Here is a 23,435-nt window from a genome sequence, read left to right as displayed (position 1 = left end):
TACATGACGAAGGCCGCCGAAGAGAACCAGACGCCGTCGACCCAGGAGCTGCCTGGGTCGACAGATGTGGGGACCCCGCCGCCCGGCGCGCCCGTCAGTGTCTTCCCCGGCGAGTCCGGCACACCGCCGGCTTCTCGCAGCGGACGACTGCCACGAGTCGAGTCGCTCACCGGCCTTCGCTGGTGGGCGGCCTTCTTCGTGTTCTGCCATCACATGACCAACCTGGCGCCGCTGCCGATCTTCGACTTCCTGAAGTACGGCACCTCCGGCGTCACGTTCTTCTTCGTCCTGTCCGGTTTCGTGCTCACCTGGTCTGCCCAGAAGGGCACGAAGATCCGGACGTTCTACCGGCGCCGGTTCGCCCGGATCTTCCCGCTGTACTTCCTCACGCTGGTCGCGGCGTTCTTCGTCTTCTACCGGGCCGACCCGCCGGCCGGGATGTCCTGGATCAAGCCGATCTCGGTGACCGTGATGGTGCTGTCGTTGTTCCTGGTGCACGGCTGGTCGAACAACCCGACCATCCTGTACGGCGGAAACCCGGCTGGGTGGACCTTGTCGGTGGAGGCGTTCTTCTACGCGTACTTCCCGTTCGTCTGGCGGGCCACGCAGCGGCTCAAGACGACCGGCGGCCTGATCCTCTGCGTCGCGGTGCTCGTGGCGGGCGGTGCGTACCGGCTGGCGCTGTTCCACTACAAGGACGTCGTACCGATCCTGCCGCAACCGATCCTGCATTCGGTGGCGTTCCTGTTCGGCATCGGCCTGGCGATCTCGCTGCGGTCCGGCTGGAAGCCGCGGATCCCGGTGTGGTTCGCGTTCCTGGTCACCGGCGGCGGTCTGTACATCCTCTGGTACTCCGGTGCGCACCCGGCGAACTTCCCGGGCGCGGTGACCATGGGTCTGTGCCAGAAGGAGATCCTGACGTTCCTGTACGGCTTCCTGATCCTTGCGGTCGCGTCCCGCGACACCCGCGGCGGCCGGTCGCTGCTGCGCAGCAAGCCGATGGTCGCGCTCGGCCAATGGTCCTACGCCTTCTACCTGGTGCACGCCACGATCCTGTACGCGATCAAGGAGCACCACGGTGTGGCCGGCCCGATCGGCTGGTCCAACCTGACGTGGTACGCCGGTGTCCTCGTCCTCTCGATCATTGCCTCGTGGCTGCTCTTCAAGTTCGTCGAGCACCCGCTGGAACGGAAGCTCCGGGGCCCCCGATGAAGAATCACTACCTAGTGGAGAACCTGTGCGTGTCAGTGTTGTTGCCTTAGGCAAGATCGGACTGCCGTTGGCGGTCCAGTTCGCGGCCAAGGGCCATCAGGTCGTCGGCGTGGACATCAACGAGAAGTTCGTCGAGATGGTGAACGCCGGCAAGGAGCCGTTCCCGGGTGAGGCCCACCTGCAGGAGCTGCTCGCCGAGACCGTGGCCGACGGCCGTCTGCGGGCGACCACGGACTACGCGGACGCCATCCCGAACAGCGACGCGGTCGTCGTGGTGGTGCCGCTGTTCGTCGACGAGAAGACCGGCGAGCCCGAGTTCGGCTGGATGGAGAACGCGACCCGTTCGCTGTCCGAGCACCTGAGCCCCGGCACCCTGGTCAGCTACGAGACCACGCTCCCGGTCGGCACCACCCGCAACCGGTGGAAGCCGATGATCGAGGAGATCTCCGGCCTGACCGAGGGCACCGACTTCCACCTGGTGTTCTCGCCGGAGCGGGTCCTCACCGGCCGGGTCTTCGCGGACCTGCGCAAGTACCCGAAGCTGGTCGGCGGTCTGTCCGAGGAGGGCGCGAAGCGCGCCATCGCCTTCTACGAGGCGGTGCTGGACTTCGACGAGCGTCCCGACCTGCCGCGCGCGAACGGCGTCTGGGACCTCGGCTCGGCCGAGGCGTCCGAGCTGGCGAAGCTGGCCGAGACCACCTACCGCGACGTCAACATCGGCCTGGCGAACCAGTTCGCCCGGTTCGCCGGCCAGAACGGCATCGACGTCCACGCCGTGATCGAGGCGTCGAACTCGCAGCCGTACAGCCACATCCACCGGCCCGGTATCGCGGTCGGCGGCCACTGCATCCCGGTCTACCCGCGGCTGTACCTGTGGACCGACCCGGAGGCAACCGTTGTCCGGGCCGCCCGCGAGGCGAACGCCGGCATGCCCGACTACACCATCGGCCTGCTCGAGGGCGCTTTCGGCGACCTGAAAGGCGCGAAGGTGGTCGTGCTCGGCGCGGCGTACCGTGGTGGCGTGAAGGAGACGGCGTTCTCCGGTGTCTTCCCGGCCGTCGAGGCGCTGAAGGCGCGCGGCGCCGAGGTGTCCGTGCACGATCCGCTGTACACCGACGAGGAGCTCCAGGGTCTCGGCTTCACGCCGTACACGCTGGGTACTCCGGTCGACGCGGCCGTGCTGCAGGCGGACCACGCGGACTACGCACAGCTGAGCCCGGCCGACCTGCCGGGTGTGAAGGTGCTCGTCGACGGTCGCGACCGCACCGACCCGGCCCGCTGGGCCGGCGTGCGTCGGATTGTGATCGGAAGGTCGGTCAGCCAGTGACAACTGCCGACCTGCGGGTCGTGATGATGGTCGCGAACGACGTCACCAACGACAGTAGGGTCCGCAAGGAGGCCGCAGCACTGGCCGAGACCGGAGCAGAGGTAACTGTGCTCGGGGTCTCGGCCAGCGGCCTGCCGTCGAGGGAGATGCTCGACGGTGCGCTGATCGTCCGGGTGGCAGTGCCGTTCGCACTGCGTGAGGAACGGAAACGAAGCCGTACGGCGCGACGCAACTGGCGGCCGCCGTTGGTGGGGTACAAGCACCGCACGACCTACGTGGCGCGCAGCGAGCGGATCCAGGCCGAGCTGAAGGAGCTCAAGGCCGACTCCGGGCACGCGATCGCGCGGGCGAAAGCGGGCCAGGGGAATCCACTCCAGTTCAAGGCCGGCGTCGGCACCCGCCTGCTCCGCCGGGCGCGCTGGAAGGCCGCCGAGCGGGCCAGCTGGGTCCGCAAGGGCGTTGGCAACAAGGCCGATGCGCCGTTCAAGTTCAGCTGGCGGGCGTACGACGGTGTGCTGCACCGGCTGCCCTGGCCGGCGCCGTGGCGCAAGCTGCACCCTGAGGCGCTGGACCTGGAGCTCGCGTTCGGCGACCTGATCGACCGCCTCGAGCCGGACGTGGTGCACGCGCACGACATGCACGTGATCGGTGTCGCGACCCGCGCCGCCGGTCGCGCGAAGCTGCGTGGCCGCACGCTGAAGGTGGTCTACGACGCGCACGAGTACGTCGCCGGCCTCTCGCAGTACGGCGCGCGCACCCGGCGTTCGATCGCGGCCTGGGCCAACCACGAGCGCGAGTACATCGGCGACGTCGACCGGGTGATCACGGTCAGCCCGGCGATCGCCACCCGGCTGCAGGCCGAGCACAAACTCAAGCTCAAGCCGACCGTCGTGATGAACACCCCGAACCCTGCGGACGTGTCGGTCGAGGTGTCCGACATCCGCAGCCAGCTCGGCCTGGCTTCCGACGTACCGCTGCTGGTTTACAGCGGTGGCGTGACACGGGCGCGTGGCATCCACACCGCCGTGCAGGCGCTGGTCGACCTGCCGGATGTGCACCTGGCTGTCGTGTGCGTGCCCGGGGTGGCGACGGACGCCGTACGCGAGCTGCAGACGCAGGCTGCGCAGCTGGGGGTGGACGACCGTCTGCACTGCCTGGACCCGGTGAAGCCGGACGAGGTGGTCGCGTTCCTGCGTACTGCGGACGTCGGGCTGATCCCGATCCTGCGGTACCCGAGCCACGAGATGGCGCTGCCGAACAAGCTGTTCGAGTACGCCTTCGCCGGTCTGCCGGTGGTGGTCAGTGACATGCCGAGCATGAAGGAGTTCGTCGAGCGCACTCGCATCGGCGAGGTGTTCACCGCCGAGGACACCAAGGGCCTCGCGGCGAAGGTACGGACGGTCCTCGGGGACCTCGACAGCTACCGGGAGCGCGTCGCGGACCCGGTGTACCAGCAGGAGGTGTCCTGGTCCGGCCAGGCTGCCAACCTGCGCGCGCTGTACGGCGAGCTCACCGGGCGTCAGCTGGACGTCGTCCGTCGGCGCGGGTCTGTGGAGAAGCGGCAGCCGCACCTGCTGATCGGTCCGGTCAACAGCGCCGGCCAGGCCTGGCTGTGGGCGACCGCGGTCGAGCGCGAGGTGCCGAACGTCAAGGTCGAGTCGCTGACCACGGGCAGCGGCACGTTCGACTTCAAGGTGCACCGCACCGGCACGTACAAGCAGTACCGGACCGACCTGCGCTGGCAGCTCGAGCTGACCGCGTACGCGTTGCGTGAGGTCACCCACGTGCTGTTCGAGGCCGGCCGGCCGATGTTCGGTCAGCAGCGCGGGCAGATGTGGACCACCGACGTACCGATCGTCGAGCAGGCCGGGATCAAGCACGGTGTGCTGTTCCACGGCTCTGAGATCCGCGACCCGGCCATGCATCGGGCGCGCTACCGGTACTCCCCGTTCCGCAACCCCGAGGACGAGCTGACCCAGCGGCTGCAGTCCGGCAACGACAACATGCGCCGGCACCTGCAGGGGTACGACGGCCCGGTCTACGTGACCACGCCGGACCTGCTGGAGTTCGTCGAGAACGGCATCTGGATCCCGCTGGCCGTAGACGTCGAGGGCTTCGCGTCGAACCGGCCGGTGCTCGAGCGCGAGGTCCCGGTGGTACTGCACGCACCGTCGGCCAGCGCGCTCAAGGGTTCGGCGTACGTCGACCCGGTGCTGACCGATCTGGACGCGCGCGGCCTGATCACGTACCAGCGGGTGCAGGGTGTGCCGCATGCGGAGCTGGCCGAGATGGTGAAGGACGCCGACATCGTCGTCGACCAGATGCTGCTCGGCTCGTACGGCGTCTTCGCCTGTGAGGCGATGGCCGCCGGCCGGGTCACCGTCGGCCACATCGCGGACCCGGTCCGGGACCTGCTGCCGAGCGAGCTGCCGATCGCCGAGGCGACGCCGGACGACCTGGCCGAGGTGATCGAGCGGCTGGTCAGCGAGCGCGACTCGGCCCGGAAGATCGCCGACGCCGGCCCTGGCTACGTCCGGGACCTGCACGACGGACACCGGTCGGTCGAGGTGCTGCTGCCGTTCCTCAACAACGAGCTCACCCCACGTGAGGCCGGCGAGTAAGTGCGGATTCTGATGATCGCGCAGTCCCCGATCGCCGGGGACTCGCGGATCCTGCGGGAGGCCACGGCGCTGGCCGCGGCCGGTCACACGCTGCACGTGATCGGCCGCGACGTCCCTGAAGGCTTCGAGATCGGGCCGGGCATCACGGTGGAGTCGGTCTCCCGCTCCTCCGGTCTACGGAGCGGGAACGGCGGTCTGGCGGTCGGCCACGGGCGCAACGGGCCGAAGGTGCTGGTGCAGCGCTTCGGTCGGTGGCTGCTGCTGCCGGAGCACCGCAACCGCACAGAGAAGCATTGGCGTACCGCTGCGGCCCCGGTTGTGGCCGCGGCGGGACCCGTTGACGTCGTCCATGCGCATGACTTCAACACGCTGGAGCTTGCGGCGGAGTACGCCGAGAAGTGGTCGGCGTCGCTCGTTTACGACAGCCACGAGCTGTGGTTCGACCGGGCGCTGCCTGGCCGGCCGACTCCGTTGTGGCGGGCGCGCGGGCGGCGGTACGAGGTTTCGCTCGCGTCGCGTGCACGGGTCGTGTTCACGGTGTCCGACGGGATCGCGGAGCGGTTGCGTTCACGCGGGTTGGCGGACGTGCGCGTCGTACGGAACACGTTCCCGCGCGCGGACGACGTACCGCCGGCGCCGGACCGGCCGGAGGGGTTGCTGTACGCCGGACGCGTCGGGGCCGGACGGGATCTGCCGACGGTCGTTGCGGCGGCGCGGCAACTGTTGCCGTTCCGGACGGTGCTGATGGGGTCGGTGGATCCCAACTATCGCTTGGATCTGGGCCCGGTGGAGACGGTGCCGGAACGCTCGATCGACGAGGTCGACGACACGCTCCGCACGTACGGCATCTCGCTCGTCACGCTGACGAACACCTGCGAGAACCACCGCCTTGCCCTTCCCAACAAGCTGTTCCATGCGGTCCGCGCCGGTGTTCCGGTTGTCGCCGCCGACCTCCCCGAGCTGCGCGCGGTCGTCACGCAGTACAAGCTCGGCGGTTTGTACGAGCCCGGCAACGCGCAGTCGCTGACCGACGCGGTCCGCTCGGTGATCGACAACTACAGCACCTACACCGACGGCGTCCGATCGGCGGCCGCAGAACTCAACTGGGCAAAGGATTCCGCGACCCTGGTCGCTGCGTACGCCGACCTGTCCGGCTGACGCCGCAACCTTTCCCGCCCTCGCTGTATCAGAGGGTGTGAGAGGGGTGCACATGAATCGACGACTCATTGCCTTGGCCAGTGGCGCTGCGCTTGCGCTGACCGCTTTGATGCCGGCGGCTGCAAACGCCCATGGGGCGGCGAAGCCGGACCCGACCAAGCCCGGCGCGACGGTGCCGGGGACCAACCGGAAGATCACCGCGGCGCAGGCCAATGCCTGCTTCGTCTGGCAGGGCGGGGTGACCGCGAGCGGCGGCCACCACTTCGCGGACCCGACCGCGACGGTCCCGCCGCAGGTGCCGGACGACTGGACCACCGCCGGCGTGTACACGCCCGGGCAGGTCCGGCTGAGCGCGCGGCAGACCATCGAGCCGGACATCTCCGGCACCGATCGCTACGGGTACGTCGTGATCGGCGACACGCTCTACTACAGCTATTACCAGGTGTACGGCGACGGGACCATCGACAACCGATCGCTGAGCCGCGTCGGTGGCGGGTGGGGCAGCTTCACGTTCCTGGAGACGTCCGACTACGAGAGCCCGGACAACGGGACGAAGAAGATCTACCGGTCGACGTCGTACGCGCTGCGCAACGACGGCGTGCTGTACCGCTGGAACGTCGGCGAGAAGGGCTGGCGCGCCAGCGGGTCGTACCCGGGCTTCTCGTCGGTCAAGACGATGACGCTGATCGCCAAGACCCCGACGTACGACACCTTCCTCGCGAACACCCGCGGCGGAGCGCTGTACACGATCCGGATCCCGTCGGCGTCGCCGATGAAGCCGGTCGTGAAGCAGGTCCGCACCCGCACCTGGCAGGGCTTCGAGACGCTGTCCGCGATGGGCTGCGGCCAGTACGGCACGCTGCTGCTCGCGATCGACAAGGACACCAAGAAGAACTACCTGTACGCCGTAGGCCACGCGAACGGCCTGTCGACCGTCATCCAGTCCCGCGGCGAGGTAGCCGGCAACTTCAGCGACCCAGTCAACTTCCGATGGGTAACCATCCCCGTCTACGACACCGCTAACGGCGAGTAGTAGCGGAGTCCTGGGTCAGCCAGGATGCGGTGGCCTGATCCGCTGGGGTGTAGGTAATGACGAACTGGCTGTTGTCGCCTGGGAGTTGAAGGGACTCCAGGGTGAAGGTCAGGCGGCCGGCGCGTGGGTGGTTCAAGGTCTTCGGGCAGTGGGAGCGGTTCTGGACGTTCTGGGAGAGCCAGAAACGCTCGAAGTCGGGGCTGGCGGTGCGGAGTTCCTGTACCAGTGCCGCCAGCTCCGCATCGTCGGCGTACTCCGCCGATGCGCGACGGAGCAGAGCGACCGCGTCCTCGGCGACGGATTCCCAGTCGGCGTAGAACTCGCGGGACGACGGATCGATGAAGTACAAGCGGGCCAGGTTTCGCTGCGCCGGATCCTCGAAGTCGGCGATGACTGTGGTCGCGGCGGAGTTCCAGGCGAGTACGTTGCTCAGCCGGTCGACGACGATCGCAGGGAGGTCCTGCATCGCGTCGAGCATCGCCTGCAACTGGGGGCGGACAGGTGCCTTCGGGGGTACGGCGGGCGGGGCCGCGCACGCCAGCGAGCGCAGGTGATCGCGCTCGGCCTGATCCATCCGCAGCGCATCGGCGACCGCGGTGAGGACCGCGACGGACGGGTTGCCGGCGCGGCCCTGCTCGAGCCGGATGTAGTAATCGACGCTCACGTTGGCGAGGAGCGCAACCTCCTCGCGACGGAGGCCGGTGACGCGACGGTCCGGACCGGGCCGCAGACCCAGGTCCTCAGGGCGCACCCGGGCCCGTCTGGTCTGCAAGAACTCTCCCAGCGCACTCACCCGTCCAGTATCCCCGGAACGCTCAACACACTGGGTGGTACTGCCAGACCTACGGTCGAAGCGGATCTTCTGAGCCGGCCGGGTCCGTCGGACCGTAGAGCCATGAGTACTTCACGTATCGCACTCGTCACCGGCGCCGCCAGCGGAATCGGTGCTGCCATCGCCACTCGTCTCGCCGCAGACGGTGCAGCTGTCGCACTACTCGCCCGCCGTCGCGACCGCCTCGAGAAGGTCGCCGCGCAGATCGCCGAGGCCGGGGGTACGGCGCTCGTCGTACCGGCGGACGTCACGTCGGAGGAGTCCGTGGCCGAGGCCGCGGCTCAGGTCCAGGAGCGTTTCGGCGACCTCGATCTGCTGGTCAACAACGCCGGGCTGATGTCGGTGGTCCCGTTCGCGGACGGGCCGGTCGCCGACTGGCGCCGTACCGTCGAGGTCAACCTGACCGGCGTCATCACGGTCACGCACGCGTTCCTCCCGGCGCTCAGGCGATCAGCCGAGAATAGGACAACCGACCTCGTCAACGTGTCCTCGCTGGCCGCTGACAGGTTCAACCCTGGCATGGCGGCGTACGGCGCCTCGAAGGCCGGCGTCAGCCACCTGACCCGGACGCTGCGGGCCGAACTCGCCGGTGAAGGCATCCGGGTAACCAACCTCGAACCCGGCATGATCGACGGCACTGAACTGGCCGACAGCTTCCCAGCCGATCTGCAGGCGATGGTGAACGACCTACGCAGCAACCTCCCCGCCGTCCCGGTCACTGAGGTCGCCGAACTCGTCGCGTACGTCGTCACCCGCCCGCGCGACGTCAATCTGCCGCACCTGATCATCCAACCGTCGAAGGAGATCTAGCACCTGTTCGCACGGTCTGGAACACGATCGTTCAGACCACAAGGTGTAGCTTCACCGCGGCGACGGCGACCTCGATGCGTTGGCCCCAGGTTGCGGTGAGGGTGTCGGATTCGATTCCGTCGCCGAAGACGACGAGGTCGGACTCGGCGGTGATCGTCAGGGAATCGGGGGCCTTCAGCAACCCTTCGGTGTTGGTGGTGCCGGTTGCTGGTGATGGCCAGGCCTCGCGGACGAACCAGCACAGGGTCGGATCGGTCGGTGCTGGCAGGCCGAGCGGGCTGCGTCGTTCCTGCCAGACGGATCGGCACCAGCCGGTCGATCCAGAGCCGGTGCCGATCAGGATCCCTGACGACGACTGGCGCTCGGGCAGCCCGTCGGGCGAGGTGAGGCGGTAGCGCGCGGACTGGTGCGTACGGTGGCCGACGTACACCTCGTTCAACGCCAGCAGTTGCTGTCCGTCATCGGTGCTCGCGGCAACCATCGTCCGTTCGGCGACGGTCCGGGTGGTGAGGAGGTCCGCGATCGCGTCCGGCTCGTGCGGCACGAGTACGCCGGGATTGCGGGCCGGCTCGGGGTTGATGCCGATCACCGGCTGGCCGTCGAGGTACTTCGCGACGTTGGCGACCAGACCGTCCTGGCCGACCGCGATCACGACGTCCTCCGGCCCGAACCCGAACCGGTCGAGGTCGTTGCGCTCGGCAACAGCTCGCCGCCAGTCCAGCGGGATCGCCGCCGACACCGTGGCGAGCGCGTCCTGCTGGGCCTGGTGCCGTGCATCGAGCTCTGCCAGGTCGCGCCCGCGCCCGGCCAGGAAGAACCCGGCCTGCTGCCTCGTCCCATGCCGGGCGACCAACTCGGTCAGCTCGGTCGCCCGATGCACGATCACCGCTCTTGGGGGGAGGCTCATCGTGTTTCGGCCAACTTCGTCAATAGTGGGGTGAGCAGGTCCGGGGTCAGGTTCAGCGTGCCGATCTCGGGCAGGGCGCCCTGCTTGATCGCGAGCGCGAGGATCGTGCCTTGGTCCAGGTCGGCGTACGCCTCCAGCAGAGCCTTCTCCGCAGCAGCCTCCGCGGCGCCGATGACCCGCTTCGCGTCGGCCTCGGCCTGGCTCAGCGTTCGCTGCTGGCTCGCAGCCGCCTCGGTCGTGATCGCCTCGGCCGCCACGGCTTCGGTCGCGCGCAGACGCTCGTTCTGACCGCGCTGGTTCACGAGCTGCTCCTCGCGGCGGGCGAGCTCGATCTGGTTCTGCAGCTCGTTCTCGGCGATCGAACGCTCCCGTTCGACGGCCATCGCGCGACGTTCGTACGTCGCCTTGTCCGCGGCCTGCTGCACCATCTCGCGCGTCGGAGTCTGTAGCGCCTTCTCGACGTCCCGCTCAGCCCGTACGGCGACCACCCGCACGTCCTCGACGCCGATGCCGAGACCGGTCAGGCGCTGGTCGTTGCGCAGCCCGCTGCCGACCGCCGTACGCAGACCTGTCATGCCCTCGGACAGCGCCTCGGTCAGCGTCATGCGGGCCAGCAGGTCCAGTGCGGTCTGCTGTGCCAGCTCGGTCAGCAGACCGCCGAGCTGCTCGAGCGGGGTGGCTCGCCACAGCCCCGTGTCCGGGTCGATCCCGAAGTCGAGGCGGCTGGACGCCAGCGCCGGGTCCGTGACGCGATAGGTCACGCTCGCCTGCACGGCGACGTCCTGGAAGTCCTGCGTGCGGCCGTGGAACAACAGCGGCTGCTCGCGGTCGTCGATCGGGATCTCGCTCAGCGACGAGTTCAGCGCCCGGAACCAGAACGCCTGTCCGGCGCCGTCGTGCGCAAGCTTGCCGTTGCGCAGGTGCCGCACGTGGGTGGTCGGGTTGGCTCGCAGGTGGCTGATGAAGCGGAACCGGGTGATGTCTGCCATCTCTTCGTTCTCCTTGTCGTCACTATGACGATAAGTCCGGAGGTGACTTCTCGTCAAGATGACGATTAGAGTGGGTTCCATGGACTTCGAGCCGCTCGGCCTGGCCGCCGACCTGGTCATCCTGACCGTGCGCGACGGTCGCCTCCAGGTGCTGCTGATCCGCCGCGGCATCGCGCCGTACCAGGGTCGCTGGGCGCTGCCCGGCGGGTTCGTCAGACCTGACGAGGACCTGGAGACGACCGCTCGCCGCGAGCTCGCGGAGGAGACCGGGCTGTCCTCGGAGCGGATCCACCTCGAGCAGGTCGCGACGTACGGCGCTCCTGATCGCGACCCGCGCGGCCGGGTGGTCAGCGTGGCGTACCTGGCCCTGGTCCCGGACCTGCCCGCGCCGGTCGCCGGGTCGGACGCGGCGTCGGCGCACTGGGTCGATGTCGCCGAGGTCGATGCCGGGCGACTGGCGTTCGACCATCACCGGATCCTGGCGGACGCGGTCGAGCGAGCCCGCGCGAAGCTCGAGTACTCGCCGCTCGCGACGGCGTTCTGCCCGCCGGAGTTCACGATCTCCGAGCTGCGCGGGGTCTACGAGGCGGTCTGGGGTACGCCGCTCGACCCGCGCAACTTCCACCGCAAGGTCACCAAGACCGCCGATTTCGTCGTACCCACCGGCGGTACGACGACCCGCGACGGCGGCCGCCCCGCCCAACTCTTCCACCGCGGCACCGCCACCACGCTGCACCCGCCAATGACCCGCGGCTGAGTCTGAGGAGGTGAGTCGAGGCGCGGGGTGAGGGTGGTGATCGCTGGAGGTGGAGGTCGTGTGGAGTGGAGCGGAGGCGCCTGGCGAGGGTGGAGTTGTGTGGGGGTAGAAGGACGCGGGTCAGGTTGTGTGGAGGGTGTGGGGTGCTGGCTTGACCTGCAGTCGGCTTGAGGTGCTTGCCTGTCGCCCATGACCTTCGCCGGACGACACGTCCTGATCACCGGAGCCGGCCGCGACACGGGGCGCAAACTCGCCCTGGCCTTCGCCGCCGGAGGTGCCCACGTCCTCGCAACCGCCCGGTCGCTCGCCGCCGCTGAGGAGACGGCCGCCCTCATCCACGCAGCCGGCGGTACGGCGACCCCCGCCGTACTCGATCTTGCCGACCCGGCGTCGATCGAGCAGTTGCCCGTCGACCGCCTCGACATCCTCGTCAACAGCGGCGCCCGCTACCTGGACGACGTGGCCTCGCCCGCCGACATCGCCGACACCATCGCAGTCGCTGCAACCGGGACCGTTCTGCTGACCGAACGACTACTTCCCCTCCTCCGAGCCTCCAGCCGCCCCGACATCGTCAACCTGATCTCGGCCGCCGGCGAGACCGGCCAGCACCGCTCCGAAGCCCACGCAGCCTTCTACGCCGCGAAGCATGCCCAGTCCGGCTACGCCGAGATCCTGTCCGGACGCCTACGGCTGGAGGGCATCCGGGTGATCTCGCTCTTCCCACCAGACTTCGTCCAAGACGGCCCGCGCGAACCAGGCGCCACCCTGACCGCCGACTCGGTCGTCGACTGCGTCCTGTTCGCCACTGACCTACCCCGCGACTGCTTCATCCGCGCCTTCCATTTCGAACAGCTAGCTCCTCGGCCGTGATCAGGTCGGCAGGCACTTGGAGTCCCCAGTCCGCCGAGTCGTGGCGATTGGCTGGTGCCCCTAACCCCGAGTCGTGGATCGCGGCAGATCTTCAGAGCTGATTTTCACGACTCGGCGGGAGGGGGACGAGCCGATGCGCACGACTGGGAAGAGCTGTGTCTTCAGGTTGCTGTTCGGCTTCGGAGGGCTAGTTCTTCGGCGGTGATGAGGTTGGTGTGGGTGCCGGGGGAGCCGCAGGCCCAGGCGCCGGCGATGGTGCCGGCTTGGGCGGCGTCCTGCCAGGGGGCGCCGTCGAGGTAGCGGGCCAGGAAAGCGGCTACGTAGGCGTCGCCGGCGCCATTGGTGTCGACGACGGGGCGGTCGGGGAAGGTGACGGCGGGGAAGTGGCGGGCGGGTTCGCCGCGGACGTGGAGGTAGCTGCCGTCGGCGCCGGCCATGGCGACGACGACTTCGGCGCGGCCGTTGGCGAGGATCCACTCGACGCCGTCGGACGGGAGGGAGCTGGTCGAGACGAAGACGATGTCAGAGGCCGTCGCGAAGTCCTTGTGGTGGTCGTTGCGGCCGTCCCAGTCGTGCAGGTCGGTGGAGATCGAGCGGTCGGCGGCGATCGCGTCGCCGAGGGCGTCGCGGGCGTAGTCCATGATCGAGACGTGGACGTGCTGCGCCTGGCGCATCACCGGTCGCCACAGGCCCGGGTCGACGCGCAGCCCGGCCGGGTGGCGTCCGTCGTACATCGAGAGCCGGCGACCGTCCGGGCTCACCAGGTTCACCGATCGACGGGTGCCGCTCCGGTGCAGCGCGACGCGCAGCGGGAGGCCGAGCTCCTGGTACGTACGCCGGATGCGGGCGCCCTCGGGGTCGTCGCCGATCACGTCCACCAGCCCGGCGTTCAATCCGAGTAGGTGGCAGCCGAGCGCGACACCGTGCCCGGTGTGCCCCAGGTACGACTCGATCGGATCGACCGCGATCGAGTCGGCATCAGCCAACGGCAGGCTCGGCACCCGCACGATCGTGTCGATCCCCACTCCACCGATGACCAGCACATCCAACTCCACGGGTCCCGTCATACCCGACTTTCGCCGACGATCACAGGTGTCTTCCGCAAGCTGAACGTACAGTTGGTCTCCCGGCACCGTCAGTCCAGGCGCAATCGCCGACAGCTCCCGACCTCAATCAGGCGCTGCCGGAGACCGCGTTCATTGCTTGATCGGGGCGCCGGTCTTCTCCTGGAGCTCGTCGAAGGTGACGCCGTCGGCCAGCTCGACCAGCTGCAGGCCGTCGTCGGTGATGTCGAGGACGGCGAGGTCGGTGATGATCCGGTTGACGACGCCGCGGCCCGTGTACGGCAGGTCGCACTCCTGGAGGATCTTGTGCGAGCCGTCCTTTGCGACGTGCTCCATCAGCACGATCACCCGCTTGGCGCCGTGCACGAGGTCCATCGCGCCGCCCATGCCCTTGACCATCTTGCCGGGGATCATCCAGTTCGACAGATCGCCCTTGGCCGAGACCTGCATCGCGCCGAGGATCGCCGCGTCGATCGCACCGCCGCGGATCATCCCGAACGACAGCGACGAGTCGAAGAACGACGCGCCGGGGAGCGTCGTGACGGTCTCCTTGCCGGCGTTGATCAGATCCGGGTCCTCCTCGCCCGCGACCGGGTACGGCCCGACGCCGAGGATGCCGTTCTCGGACTGCAGTACGACGGTGACGCCGTCCGGGATGTAGTTCGGCACCAGTGTCGGCAGGCCGATACCGAGATTCACGTACGAGCCGTCCTCCAGCTCGGCGGCTGCCCGCGCCGCCATCTGCTCACGGGTGAGTGGCATGCTCAGGCCTCCTTCATCTGGACGGTACGCTTCTCGATCCGCTTCTCAATATCCTTGCCGACAGCAACAACTCGCTGGACGTACACACCGGGCAGGTGGATCGAGTCCGGGTCCAGCTCACCAGGCTGGACCAGCTCCTCGACCTGCGCGATCGTCACCCGGCCGGCCATCGCGGCCAGCGGGTTGAAGTTGCGAGCGCTCCGGTCGAAGACCAGGTTGCCGTGGGTGTCGCCCTTCAGCGCGTGCACCAGGCCGAAGTCCGTGGTGATCGAGTCCTCCAGCACGTACGTCGTGCCGTTGATCTCCCGCGTCTCCTTCGGCTCCGAGGCCTTCGCGACCGAGCCGTCCGCGTTGTACTTCTGCGGCAGCCCGCCCTCCGCGACCTGGGTGCCGACACCAGCCAGGGTGTAGAACGCTGCGATCCCGCAACCGCCGGCCCGCAGCTTCTCGGCCAGCGTGCCCTGCGGCGTCAGCTCGACCTCGAGCTCCCCGGACAGGAACTGGCGAGCGAACTCCTTGTTCTCCCCGACGTACGACGAGGTCATCTTGGCGATGCGCTTGTCCGCGAGCAGGATGCCCAGGCCCCAGTCGTCGACGCCGCAGTTGTTCGACACCACGCTGAGCCCGCTCACTCCCTTGTCGTGCAGAGCGCTGATCAGCTGCATCGGGTTGCCGCACAACCCGAAGCCACCGACCGCAAGGCTCGCCCCGTCCCCGATGTCCGCCACCGCTTCCTGCGGCGACCCGTACGTCTTGTCCATCAGCTGCTCCGTTGCAGTCGTCGGTGCCGATTCGCTCCCGACTCTAACCAGCAGCACCGCCGGCCGCGATGTGGCTGCCACCACACCTCAGCCAGGACCTAGGCCGACTCCTCGGACGCATTCAGCGCGCGGAGCTCGTGCAGGGCCTCGAAGTGGGCGTCCTCGAGGTTGGGGAGGTTGAGTACGGCCGAGAGGTGGGTCCGAGCCGCCGGAACGTTCCCGGAGTGCCGGGCTGTACGCGCCAGCCCCAGCCGCGCCGCCGCGACGGTCTCGGTGAGTTCTGCGTGCTCACCGATGGACAGGGCGCGGCTGTAGTCCGCGTGGGCGTCCTCCAGCTTGCCCAGCCGCCGGTAGAGGTCAGCGCGCTCACACAGCAGCAGCGCCGTCTCCTCAGCGAGGCACAGCTGCTCCGCGAGCTCCAGCGCCTCGGTAGTGATGTCCAGCGGCTCGTCGACGACCTGGCGGAGCGAGCACAAGGCCAGGAACATGCCCCAGCGGTCCTCGAGCATCCGGAAGCGGCCCAGCGCCGTACGCAAGGCCTGCGCGGCATCGCCCGGCGCAGCCGCAGTCAGGCCGGGATAGCCCCGGCAGAGCTCCACGGCGGCCCGCGCCCACGCGTCGCCGGCCTCGTTGCGCTCCAGCACGTCCTCGACCACACCGGCAGGCTCGAACGGTCCGAAGACCAGTGCCCAGAGCAGCACAGTCACGGAGTACCGGAAGGGGCCGGTCGTCGTCAGGACGATCTGTTGAGCGAGCTCCAGCTGCTCCTGCTCGGCCGACCCGGCGCCGTGGATGACGGCGAGCAGGTACTCCTCATCGAGCCCGACCGGGACGGTCCGGCCGAGCATGCTCAGGACCCGCTCAGCAGCGGCCGCTGCCTCGTCCTGGAGCCCGTTGGACCACCAGTACGCCGAGTAGCGCGCAACGAGCCGCAGGGCGGTCCGTAGGTCGCTCTCACACGCGCGCTCGATCGCGCTGACGACCTGGTCCGCCTCCAGACTGTGTGGTTCTCCGGAGCCCCCCAAGTTCACGTACCTCATTGTTGCGCGGCCGTGTTAACGCCGTGTCACAGGGGTCGCGGGGTCAGAATCTCAGGACGCCCCAGCGGTCCGGCCGGTGCATGTCCTCGATGTGCTGCGGGGACCAGACCCAGAACTCGATCTGCTCGCCCTTCACGTACGCACCGTCGACGACCTCGTGCGGCCACTCGCAGCGCATCAGGTTCATCCGCCACTCGTCACCCCGGTTCGGCGGCGTCGCCCGGCCTTCGTTGTACGGCGCGAGGTCGGCCCACGGTAAGGCCAGTTCGACCGACCACGCGGTGTCGGTGTCGGACGGGTCGTTGACCGTGCCGTCGACGTGGATCGCGGTCCGCAGACCGGGCAGGTTCGTCGGGTCGATCGGCAGGCCGCCGTCGACGTACGGCTTGGGCAGTGTCAGTTCCCAGATCGTGCCGAGCGGGTTGATCTCGAACTCGTAGTAGTTCAGCCCGTCGCCGTCCGGGTCCAGGAACAGCTCGAAGTTGTTCTCGTGGAAGAGCTTGCTGTTCTTCTCGGTCATCGTCGACCAGATGTGCGGCTCCTCGAGCAGACCGCCGACGTACAGGTACTGGTCGTCGTACATCAGCTTCGCCCGGGTCCGGAACCGCGGCGCGGGGCCGTCGTGGATCGGGACGAAGTCCGTCGTCCAGGGCGCGGCCTCCCAGGCGGGATCGGTCAGGGTGCCGTCGAGGTTCGGCGCGGTCGCGGTCCGCGGGCACTCGTAGACGGGCAGGTCAGGCATCGGCACGCTCCAGCAGTCGGGCGACGAGATTGGCGAGCAGGAAGGTGATCGCGGTCAGCGCCGGTACGACGGCGATGATCCACGGCGAGTCGAGATGACCGGTCAGGAACGCGACGACGAGCGCCACCATGAACGCGACCCCGAGGAACGGGACCAGTCGCGGGTGCGGCATCGCCAGCCGGCTGAGCGCGAGGCCGCCGAGCACCATCGTCACGACGACGATGACCACCAGCAGCGGGAGCCCGAGGGCACCGCAGTTCGTGGTGTCGCGGAACCGGTCGCAGCTGCGTTCACTCAGCCAGACGAAGGCGATCGTCGCGAACCCGCAGAGCAGGCCGACAACAGCCAGGATCAGCGCCGGCGGCAGCGGCGGGGCGTCGTACCGGCCCGCGCGGGCCTCGTCCTCTTCCTCGTCCGCGGCCTCCAGAACGGCTTCCAGGTCGTCCGGCATCCGGTCGTCGTCCTGACTCATTCCCGAAGGCTATCGGGCTCCCAGGGAGTTCGCGATCGCGTCACGCACCTCCGCGTCGGTCGGCGTGGGTACGCCGCGTTCGGCCGCGAGCTCGGCCAGCGAGGTCATCGTGACGTCGTGCAGCCCACAACTCGTGAATGTGTGAAACACCGTCATGGCGGGATCGACGTTGACCGAGAAGCCGTGACTGGTGACGCCGCGCCGGATCCGCATCCCGATCGAACACAGCTTCCGGCCGTCCTCGGTCCACACCCCGACGAGGCTGCTCGCGCCCTTCGGCGTGTCCCGGCGTACCAGCGGGAAGCCGAGCGATCCGAGCGCGTCGATCAGCCCGTTCTCGACCCAGCGGACGATGTCGACCGGCCCGCGCTGTTTCAGGTCGATGACCAGGTAACCGACCAGCTGACCTGGCCCGTGGTACGTCGCGAAGCCGCCGCGATCGACCGCGATGGCCGGCGTACCGGCGGGCAGATCGTCCGGGGAGGTCCGCGGGCCGTAGGTGATCACCGCCGGATGGCTCAGCAGGAACAGGCGGTCCTCGGCGTTGCCCTCGATCCGCTCCTCGACCCAGCCCCGCATCTCCTTCGTGGCGACGTCGTACTCCACCTCACCCAGCTCAACTCGCTGCATGCGTTCAGCCTAGGCATACGGTGCGCGGTGCAGGATGTCGTAGAGCGTCACGCGGTCCAGCAGGAGGCCCTCCGGCTGCAGCCATGCTTGGAGCTGGCTGGCCGCGGTCTGGGCGGGCAGGCAGGTGATGGCGGCCTCGGATCCCAGCGCGGCGGTGATGCCGCCCTGGCCGTCGACCGGCGGGTGGACGACCAGGAAGCCGCGAACCTCGACCGGGTCGAGCCGCTTCCGCCAGGCGGCGACGGCGACCTCCAGACCTGCGACCGGGCTGTCGAGGGGTACGCCGTTCAGCTGCAGGGCGCCGTACACGTCCAGCGCGTAGTGCCCCGGCGGTCCGACGACCGATGAGATCAGGGCGACGCGATGACCGTTGAGGAGTAGGTGGCTGACCGCCACGTCGCCGATCCGCGCGCCGTGCACCAGCTTCGAGGCCGGGAGCGCGTTGACGACGGAGTCCAGCAGCCGGGCGGTCCGCCGATGCCGCAGTACGTCGGCCGGTGCGAGCCACGCCGTACGTCCGTCGTCGACCAGCGGCTCGCCCGGTCGGCCCCACAGGTTGAAGTCGTACGCCGCGGTGGCGTCGATCGCCCGGTCCAGCTTGTGGACCTTCGACCAGCGGCCGGTGAGGAAGCGGGTGAGCACCAGGCCTAAGAGCAGGGCGATGATCACCACCCGCTGGAGCGCGGTGGCGCCGCTCTTCGAGAAGGGGAACAGCACCAGGAAGTACAGGATCGCGGTGACGATGCCGAACGCCTTCAGCAGCCGGTGCAGCGGTATCCGTCTGCTCCAGTGCGGCGGCATTGCGACCACGATCATCGCGACCGTGCCGACGGCGAAGACGATGTCCGACACGCCTTTGAGACCGCCGATGGCGATGATCGCGATGTCCAGCACGGTCAGGACGGCCAGCGACAGCAGCGCCGGCAGTCGCCACCGTCCGAACGCCGGGACCACCTCGATGCCGCCGGACAGCGGCTCGGGCACCGGCTGCGAGGCCTGCGCCGAGGTCTGGGTCCAGGTGAAGGGATCCGGCTCAGGCTGGGGCTCGGGTTCCGGGTCGGGCTGTCGGGTGTACGTCGGCTCGTCGTACGTCGGCGTACTCGTCTGGCCGTCCAGCGTGCGGTCGTACGCCGCGCGCTTCGCCGGATCGCCGAGCGTGGTCCACGCCTCCTGCACGAGCCGGAACAGCGCCGCGTTGCCGCCCTGGTCCGGGTGGACCTGACGGACCAGGCGCCGGTACGCCGACTTGATCTCCGCCGTCGTGGCGGTTCGCTCGACGTTCAGCACCTCGTAGTGGTCGGACACCCCAGCGCACCTCCACGAGACCCCTGAAGCGCACTCAGGGCCAGCCACCTAAGTGACTGGCCCTGAGTGTTGGTCGGGCTGACAGGATTTGAACCTGCGACCTCTTCGTCCCGAACGAAGCGCGCTACCAAGCTGCGCCACAGCCCGAAGTCGCGAGTAGCTTACATGTGCTCAGCGTCCGAACGAAATCGGGTTAATCCGTGGGACGAGCGTGAGCAGCGTCGCCTCCGGCCGGCACGCGAATCGGACCGGCGCGTACGGCGAAGTGCCGAGGCCGGCCGACACGTGCAGAGCCGCCTGGCGGCCGTCGTATCCCCAGGTGGACAGGCCCTTCACGCGGGACGTGTCGAGGTCGCAGTTGGTCACCAGCGCGCCGTACAACGGCACCGCCAGTTGGCCGCCGTGCGTGTGACCGGCGAGGACCAGGGGATACCCGTCGCCGACGAACCCGTTCAGGACCCGCTGGTACGGCGCGTGGGTGACGCCGACGGACAGGTCGGCCGTCGGGTCGATCTCGCCCGCGACCTCGTAATACCGATCGCGTTTGATGTGCGGGTCGTCGGTGCCCGCGAAGTCCAGGCGCAGGCCGTTGACCTTGAGAGTGGCCTTGGCGTTGTTCAGGTCGGTCCAGCCGGCGCCGGTGAACGCGCGGCGCATCTCCTCGTACGGCAGGTCGGGGCCGTGCGGCTTGTGGCGCTGCTTGTGGGCCGGCAGCAAGTACTTGCCCGGGTTCTTGAAGTGCGGCTTCCAGTAGTCGTTGGAGCCGAACACGAACACGCCGGGCAGGTCGAGCAGATCGCCGTACGCACGCAGCAGCGGGCGGACCGAATCCTCGTGCGAGAGGTTGTCGCCGGTGTTCACGATCAGGTCGGGCTCGAGCGCGGCCAGCTCGTTCACCCAGCGGATCTTCTTCTCCTGCGTCGGCCACAGGTGCAGGTCGGACAGATGCAGCACCTTCAGCGGGTCACTCCCCGCGGGCAGCACCGGCACAGTGACTCTGCGCAGTGTGAACCAGCGCACCTCGATCGCGGCCGCGTACGCGACGCAGCCAGCACCCACGGCACCCACTACGGCTGTGGTCTTCAGGGTGTTACTGGCGATCCCGCGCAAGCTCATTCCTCCAGCCTGCCACAATCGTGGTCATGTCCAACTCCGGAATGAAGCAGCGCCTGCACGACGACATGACCGCGGCCCTGAAGGCACGCGACGAGATCCGCAAGTCGACGCTGCGGATGGCGCTCACCGCGATCACCAAGGCGGAGGTGGCCGGCAAGGAGGCCCGCGAGCTCAGCGACGCCGAGATCGTCGACGTGCTCGGCTCCGAGGCGAAGAAGCGCCGCGAGTCCGTCGTCGCCTACCGCGAGGCCGGCCGCGCCGAACTCGCCGACAAGGAACAGGCCGAGGCGGACATCCTCGCCGAGTACCTCCCCGAACAACTCACCGAGGACGAGATCAAAACCCTCGTCACCGAAGCCATCGCAGCAACCGGCGCCGCCGACCTGGGCCCCCGCGGCATCGGCAAGGTCATGGGCGCCCTCCAACCCAAGGTCAAAGGCAAGGCCGACGGCTCCGTAGTCTCCGCCGAGGTAAAGCGCCAACTCGGCGCCTGAGGGCCGGTCCGTCGAGTCGTGGAGAGTGGTTCAGAAAATCTGCCGTGATCCACGACTCGGCGTTCGGGGTCGGAACCGTTCGTCACGACTCGGCGAGGGTTGCGGATGATGCAGGCCGACGGGGCCTCGTCCGGGTGGACGAGGTCCTTCGCATTAGCCGTGGCCGCGGCCGCCGCAGTTGGGGTATTTGGGGTTCCAGGGTGGGCAGTTGGGGTTGATGGTGGTGGGGCCGCCCGGGGGTTTGGTGGTGTTCTGGGGCTTGTTCGGCTGGTTCTTGTTGTTGCCGTTGGAGACGTAGATCGTCACCAAGGAGCCTTCGGGGGCGCCGTCGCGTTGGCGGGGGTCGGTGTAGGCGACCGTGCCGGCGGTCTCATCGGAGTTGACCGTGCCGGAGGCGATGGCGACGTCGAAGCCGGCCTGGCGGAGCTTGTTCGCGGCGTCGTCGGGGTTCATGCCGTTGACGAACGGGAGGCTCTTCACGTCGCCGCGCTGGATCTTGTCGGACGGCGCGACGAAATGCGTGGTCGGGTAGTCCTTGAGCGCGCCCTGCATTGCAGTCATCCAGAGCGGACCGGCGGTGCCGGAGCCGGACGCGTCGTACATCTTCTTGCCGTTGAGGGTCTGGCCGATCAAGTTTTTGTACGGCAGCGAAGCGTCCGCCACGACTGACGCGGCGGCCAGCTTGCTGGAGTATCCGGCGTACCACACCGCCTTGTTCGCGGTGATCGTTCCGGTCTTGCCGGCCAGGTCGCTCTTGCCGAAGTTCAGCTTGGAGCCGGTGCCGCCCTTCTGCATGACCTGATGCAGTACGGCATTGACGCCGTCCGCGACCTCAGGCGCCAGGGCCTGCTTGCAGTCGGCGCCCCGGGTTGTCACCGACTTGCCGGCCGCGTCCTTGATCGAGGTGACCAGCCACGGCGTGCAGTACATGCCGCGGGCGGCGAAAGCGGCGTACGCGCTGGAAAGCTGGAGCGGGGTCACGTAGCCGACGCCGAGCGTCATCGAGGCGACCTGCTCGAGCGGCTTCGCTGTCTGGGCGTCGCCGGTCTGGGCGTCGTACAGCCCCAGGGACGCGGCGATCTTGGCGATCGGGCACAGACCGATCTTCTGTGACAGCAGCAGGAAGTACGTGTTCGTCGACTTCTGCGCGGCCTGGATCATGGTCGGGTCCGGGACGTTGTTCGTCGAGTTGCTCGGTTGGTAGCTCGGGTCCCGGGTGGTCCCGTTGCAGGTCTGGAACTTTGTGTCCCGCAGGTCGAGCGTGTTGGGCGAATTGATCTTGTAGGTCAACGGAATGCCCTTCTGGATCGCAGCGGCGATCGTGAAGGCCTTCATCGTCGAACCGTTCTGGAACCCGCCGTACCCACCTGGGTACGACTTCTCGACGTTGTAGTTGTACGACGTCTGGTTCTTCTTACCGCCGTACGGCTTGCTCTGCACCATGGCCTTCACCAGACCGGTGCCCGGCTCGACGATCGTGATCGCCGCGATGGACTGGTCGGTCGGCTTCGAGTGGATGTCGATCGAGTGCTGAGCAGCGGCTTGCGTCTTCGGGTCCAGGGACGTCTTGATCGTCAACCCGGCCGTCTTCAGGTAGTTCGCACGGTCGGTCTTGGTCTTGCCGAAGGCCGGGTTGTCCTCGAGTTGAGCGACGACGTACTCGCAGTAGAACGGATACTTGCCGTTCGCGCAGCCGAGCTTGTTGGGACGGACCTTGGCTGGGTCGATGACCGGGGTCTTCAGGGCGGAGTTGGCCTGGGCGACCGAGATGACGTGCAGTTCGAGCATCCGCTTGATGACCACGTCGCGGCGGTCCTTGGCGCGCTTGGCGTTGTTGGTCGGGTCGTAACCGGTCGGGTTCTTCACCAGGCCGGCCAGCATCGCGGCCTGGGGCAGCGTCAGCTGGGAGGCGTTCACCGAGAAGTAGTGCTGAGCCGCGGCCTGGATGCCCCACGCGCCGTCGCCGAAGTTGGCGAGGTTGAGGTACTTCTCCAGGATCTCCTGCTTCGAGTACTGCTTCTCGACCGCGATCGCGTACCGCAGCTCGGCGACCTTGCGCTGGTAGTTGTCGGCGGTCGCCGCCGCGACCTCCTCGGGCGTCTTCGCCTTCTCGACCAGGCTGATCTTCACGTACTGCTGGGTGATGCTCGAACCACCCTGCTGCACCGAACCGGCGGACTGGTTCTGCAGCAGCGCGCGCAGCGTGCCCTTGAGGTCGAGCGCGCCGTGCTCGTAGAACCGGTCGTCCTCGATCGCGACGATCGCCTTCTGCATGATCGGCGCGACCTGGGCCAGCTTCACCGGAGTCCGGTTCTGCTCGGCCAGTGTGGCGATGACGGAACCGTCCGCCGCCAGGATGACGCTCTTCTGCTTGACCGGCACCTCGTCAAACTGTTGCGGCAGGTCTTGGAGGGTGGTGGATGTCTTCTCGGTGGTGAACCCGGCGAGCCCGGCGAAGGGGATCGCGAGACCGGCGGCCAGAGCCCCCGACAGCACGCTCACCCCCAGGAACAGAACCACCGATTGGACGACT

General features: G+C 68.4%; 22 protein-coding genes and 1 tRNA gene. 9 read left to right on the top strand and 14 right to left on the bottom strand.

The genetic code is table 11. The features are described 5' to 3' along the window. Nucleotides 1-3: 3 nt before the first annotated feature. From EV653_RS24570 to EV653_RS24550, 5 genes are read left to right on the top strand one after another with little or no spacing between them, the layout of a single operon-like run. Nucleotides 4-1,212, top strand: a complete 1,209-nt coding sequence (locus tag EV653_RS24570) for an acyltransferase family protein (RefSeq protein ID WP_134106031.1) — start codon at nt 4-6, stop codon at nt 1,210-1,212. 25 nt (nt 1,213-1,237) lie between these two features. After that, on the top strand, nt 1,238-2,539 hold the full coding sequence (locus EV653_RS24565; RefSeq protein WP_134106030.1) for a nucleotide sugar dehydrogenase: 1,302 nt from the start codon (nt 1,238-1,240) through the stop codon (nt 2,537-2,539). Then, nucleotides 2,536-5,160 (top strand): glycosyltransferase family 4 protein, encoded by a 2,625-nt coding sequence (locus tag EV653_RS24560; RefSeq protein WP_134106029.1) that lies wholly within the window; start codon nt 2,536-2,538, stop codon nt 5,158-5,160. The genes EV653_RS24565 and EV653_RS24560 overlap by 4 nt, the downstream gene beginning before the upstream one ends. Nucleotides 5,161-5,172: 12 nt before the next feature. After that, nucleotides 5,173-6,318 carry a glycosyltransferase gene (locus tag EV653_RS24555; protein ID WP_134106028.1) on the top strand — a complete coding sequence of 382 codons (1,146 nt, stop codon included), beginning with the start codon at nt 5,173-5,175 and terminating at the stop codon, nt 6,316-6,318. Nucleotides 6,319-6,370: 52 nt separating this feature from the next. Then, nucleotides 6,371-7,351 carry a hypothetical protein gene (locus tag EV653_RS24550; RefSeq protein ID WP_134106027.1) on the top strand — a complete coding sequence of 327 codons (981 nt, stop codon included), beginning with the start codon at nt 6,371-6,373 and terminating at the stop codon, nt 7,349-7,351. Here EV653_RS24550 and EV653_RS24545 read toward each other — a convergent pair. After that, a complete protein-coding gene (locus tag EV653_RS24545; protein ID WP_166679541.1) occupies nt 7,338-8,144 on the bottom strand; it encodes a helix-turn-helix transcriptional regulator in 807 nt (268 codons plus the stop codon). The genes EV653_RS24550 and EV653_RS24545 overlap by 14 nt on opposite strands. Before the next feature lie 102 nt (nt 8,145-8,246). On the opposite strand from EV653_RS24545, the gene EV653_RS24540 reads away from it, so the two are divergent. Then, on the top strand, nt 8,247-8,993 hold the full coding sequence (locus tag EV653_RS24540) for an SDR family oxidoreductase (protein ID WP_134106025.1): 747 nt from the start codon (nt 8,247-8,249) through the stop codon (nt 8,991-8,993). A 31-nt stretch (nt 8,994-9,024) separates the two neighbouring features. Here the strand turns inward: EV653_RS24540 and EV653_RS24535 are convergent, their stop codons facing one another. Together EV653_RS24535 and EV653_RS24530 are read right to left on the bottom strand one after the other, a co-directional pair. Continuing rightward, a complete protein-coding gene (locus tag EV653_RS24535; protein WP_134106024.1) occupies nt 9,025-9,900 on the bottom strand; it encodes a hypothetical protein in 876 nt (291 codons plus the stop codon). Continuing rightward, nucleotides 9,897-10,889: an SPFH domain-containing protein gene (locus EV653_RS24530; protein WP_134106023.1), complete on the bottom strand. Its 993-nt coding sequence runs from the start codon at nt 10,887-10,889 to the stop codon at nt 9,897-9,899. Before EV653_RS24530 ends, EV653_RS24535 begins: the two co-directional genes overlap by 4 nt. 79 nt (nt 10,890-10,968) lie before the next feature. Between EV653_RS24530 and EV653_RS24525 the strand changes: the two genes are divergently transcribed. Further along, the gene (locus EV653_RS24525; protein ID WP_134106022.1) at nt 10,969-11,646 is read left to right on the top strand and encodes an NUDIX hydrolase; all 678 of its coding nucleotides are present in this window, start codon (nt 10,969-10,971) and stop codon (nt 11,644-11,646) included. Nucleotides 11,647-11,835: 189 nt separating this feature from the next. Continuing rightward, nucleotides 11,836-12,516, top strand: a complete 681-nt coding sequence (locus EV653_RS24520) for an SDR family NAD(P)-dependent oxidoreductase (protein WP_134106021.1) — start codon at nt 11,836-11,838, stop codon at nt 12,514-12,516. A 161-nt stretch (nt 12,517-12,677) separates the two neighbouring features. Here the strand turns inward: EV653_RS24520 and EV653_RS24515 are convergent, their stop codons facing one another. From EV653_RS24515 to EV653_RS24470, 10 genes are all read right to left on the bottom strand, one after another. Then, nucleotides 12,678-13,583: a carbohydrate kinase family protein gene (locus EV653_RS24515; protein WP_166679540.1), complete on the bottom strand. Its 906-nt coding sequence runs from the start codon at nt 13,581-13,583 to the stop codon at nt 12,678-12,680. A 129-nt stretch (nt 13,584-13,712) separates the two neighbouring features. Further along, the gene (locus tag EV653_RS24510; RefSeq protein ID WP_134106020.1) at nt 13,713-14,342 is read right to left on the bottom strand and encodes a CoA transferase subunit B; all 630 of its coding nucleotides are present in this window, start codon (nt 14,340-14,342) and stop codon (nt 13,713-13,715) included. 2 nt (nt 14,343-14,344) lie between these two features. Further along, nucleotides 14,345-15,103 (bottom strand): CoA transferase subunit A, encoded by a 759-nt coding sequence (locus EV653_RS24505; protein WP_134106019.1) that lies wholly within the window; start codon nt 15,101-15,103, stop codon nt 14,345-14,347. A 98-nt stretch (nt 15,104-15,201) separates the two neighbouring features. After that, nucleotides 15,202-16,134, bottom strand: a complete 933-nt coding sequence (locus EV653_RS24500; protein ID WP_134106018.1) for a tetratricopeptide repeat protein — start codon at nt 16,132-16,134, stop codon at nt 15,202-15,204. A gap of 52 nt (nt 16,135-16,186) precedes the next feature. Then, nucleotides 16,187-16,885, bottom strand: coding sequence for a carbohydrate-binding family 9-like protein (locus tag EV653_RS24495; RefSeq protein ID WP_134106017.1), 699 nt, complete (start codon nt 16,883-16,885; stop codon nt 16,187-16,189). After that, nucleotides 16,878-17,357 carry a hypothetical protein gene (locus EV653_RS24490; RefSeq protein ID WP_134106016.1) on the bottom strand — a complete coding sequence of 160 codons (480 nt, stop codon included), beginning with the start codon at nt 17,355-17,357 and terminating at the stop codon, nt 16,878-16,880. Before EV653_RS24490 ends, EV653_RS24495 begins: the two co-directional genes overlap by 8 nt. Nucleotides 17,358-17,366: 9 nt before the next feature. After that, nucleotides 17,367-17,987, bottom strand: coding sequence for a lipoyl(octanoyl) transferase LipB (gene lipB / locus EV653_RS24485; RefSeq protein ID WP_134106015.1), 621 nt, complete (start codon nt 17,985-17,987; stop codon nt 17,367-17,369). A 9-nt stretch (nt 17,988-17,996) separates the two neighbouring features. Further along, nucleotides 17,997-19,292, bottom strand: a complete 1,296-nt coding sequence (locus EV653_RS41765) for a J domain-containing protein (protein ID WP_202871807.1) — start codon at nt 19,290-19,292, stop codon at nt 17,997-17,999. Nucleotides 19,293-19,362: 70 nt separating this feature from the next. Continuing rightward, nucleotides 19,363-19,439: transfer RNA gene (locus EV653_RS24475), tRNA-Pro, on the bottom strand. 24 nt (nt 19,440-19,463) lie between these two features. Continuing rightward, complete coding sequence (locus EV653_RS24470) at nt 19,464-20,408, bottom strand: metallophosphoesterase (protein ID WP_134106014.1); 945 nt, start codon at nt 20,406-20,408, stop codon at nt 19,464-19,466. A gap of 26 nt (nt 20,409-20,434) precedes the next feature. On the opposite strand from EV653_RS24470, the gene EV653_RS24465 reads away from it, so the two are divergent. Then, the gene (locus tag EV653_RS24465) at nt 20,435-20,902 is read left to right on the top strand and encodes a GatB/YqeY domain-containing protein (RefSeq protein ID WP_134106013.1); all 468 of its coding nucleotides are present in this window, start codon (nt 20,435-20,437) and stop codon (nt 20,900-20,902) included. 153 nt (nt 20,903-21,055) lie between these two features. Here EV653_RS24465 and EV653_RS24460 read toward each other — a convergent pair whose 3' ends face one another. Then, nucleotides 21,056-23,422, bottom strand: coding sequence for a penicillin-binding protein (locus tag EV653_RS24460; protein ID WP_238160046.1), 2,367 nt, complete (start codon nt 23,420-23,422; stop codon nt 21,056-21,058). Nucleotides 23,423-23,435: the final 13 nt, after the last annotated feature.

The organism is Kribbella pratensis (assembly GCF_004365355.1).
Classification (GTDB): domain Bacteria; phylum Actinomycetota; class Actinomycetes; order Propionibacteriales; family Kribbellaceae; genus Kribbella.
The sequence above is the reverse complement of the archived record's forward strand: the minus strand, read 5'-3'. Positions and strand labels throughout refer to the sequence as shown.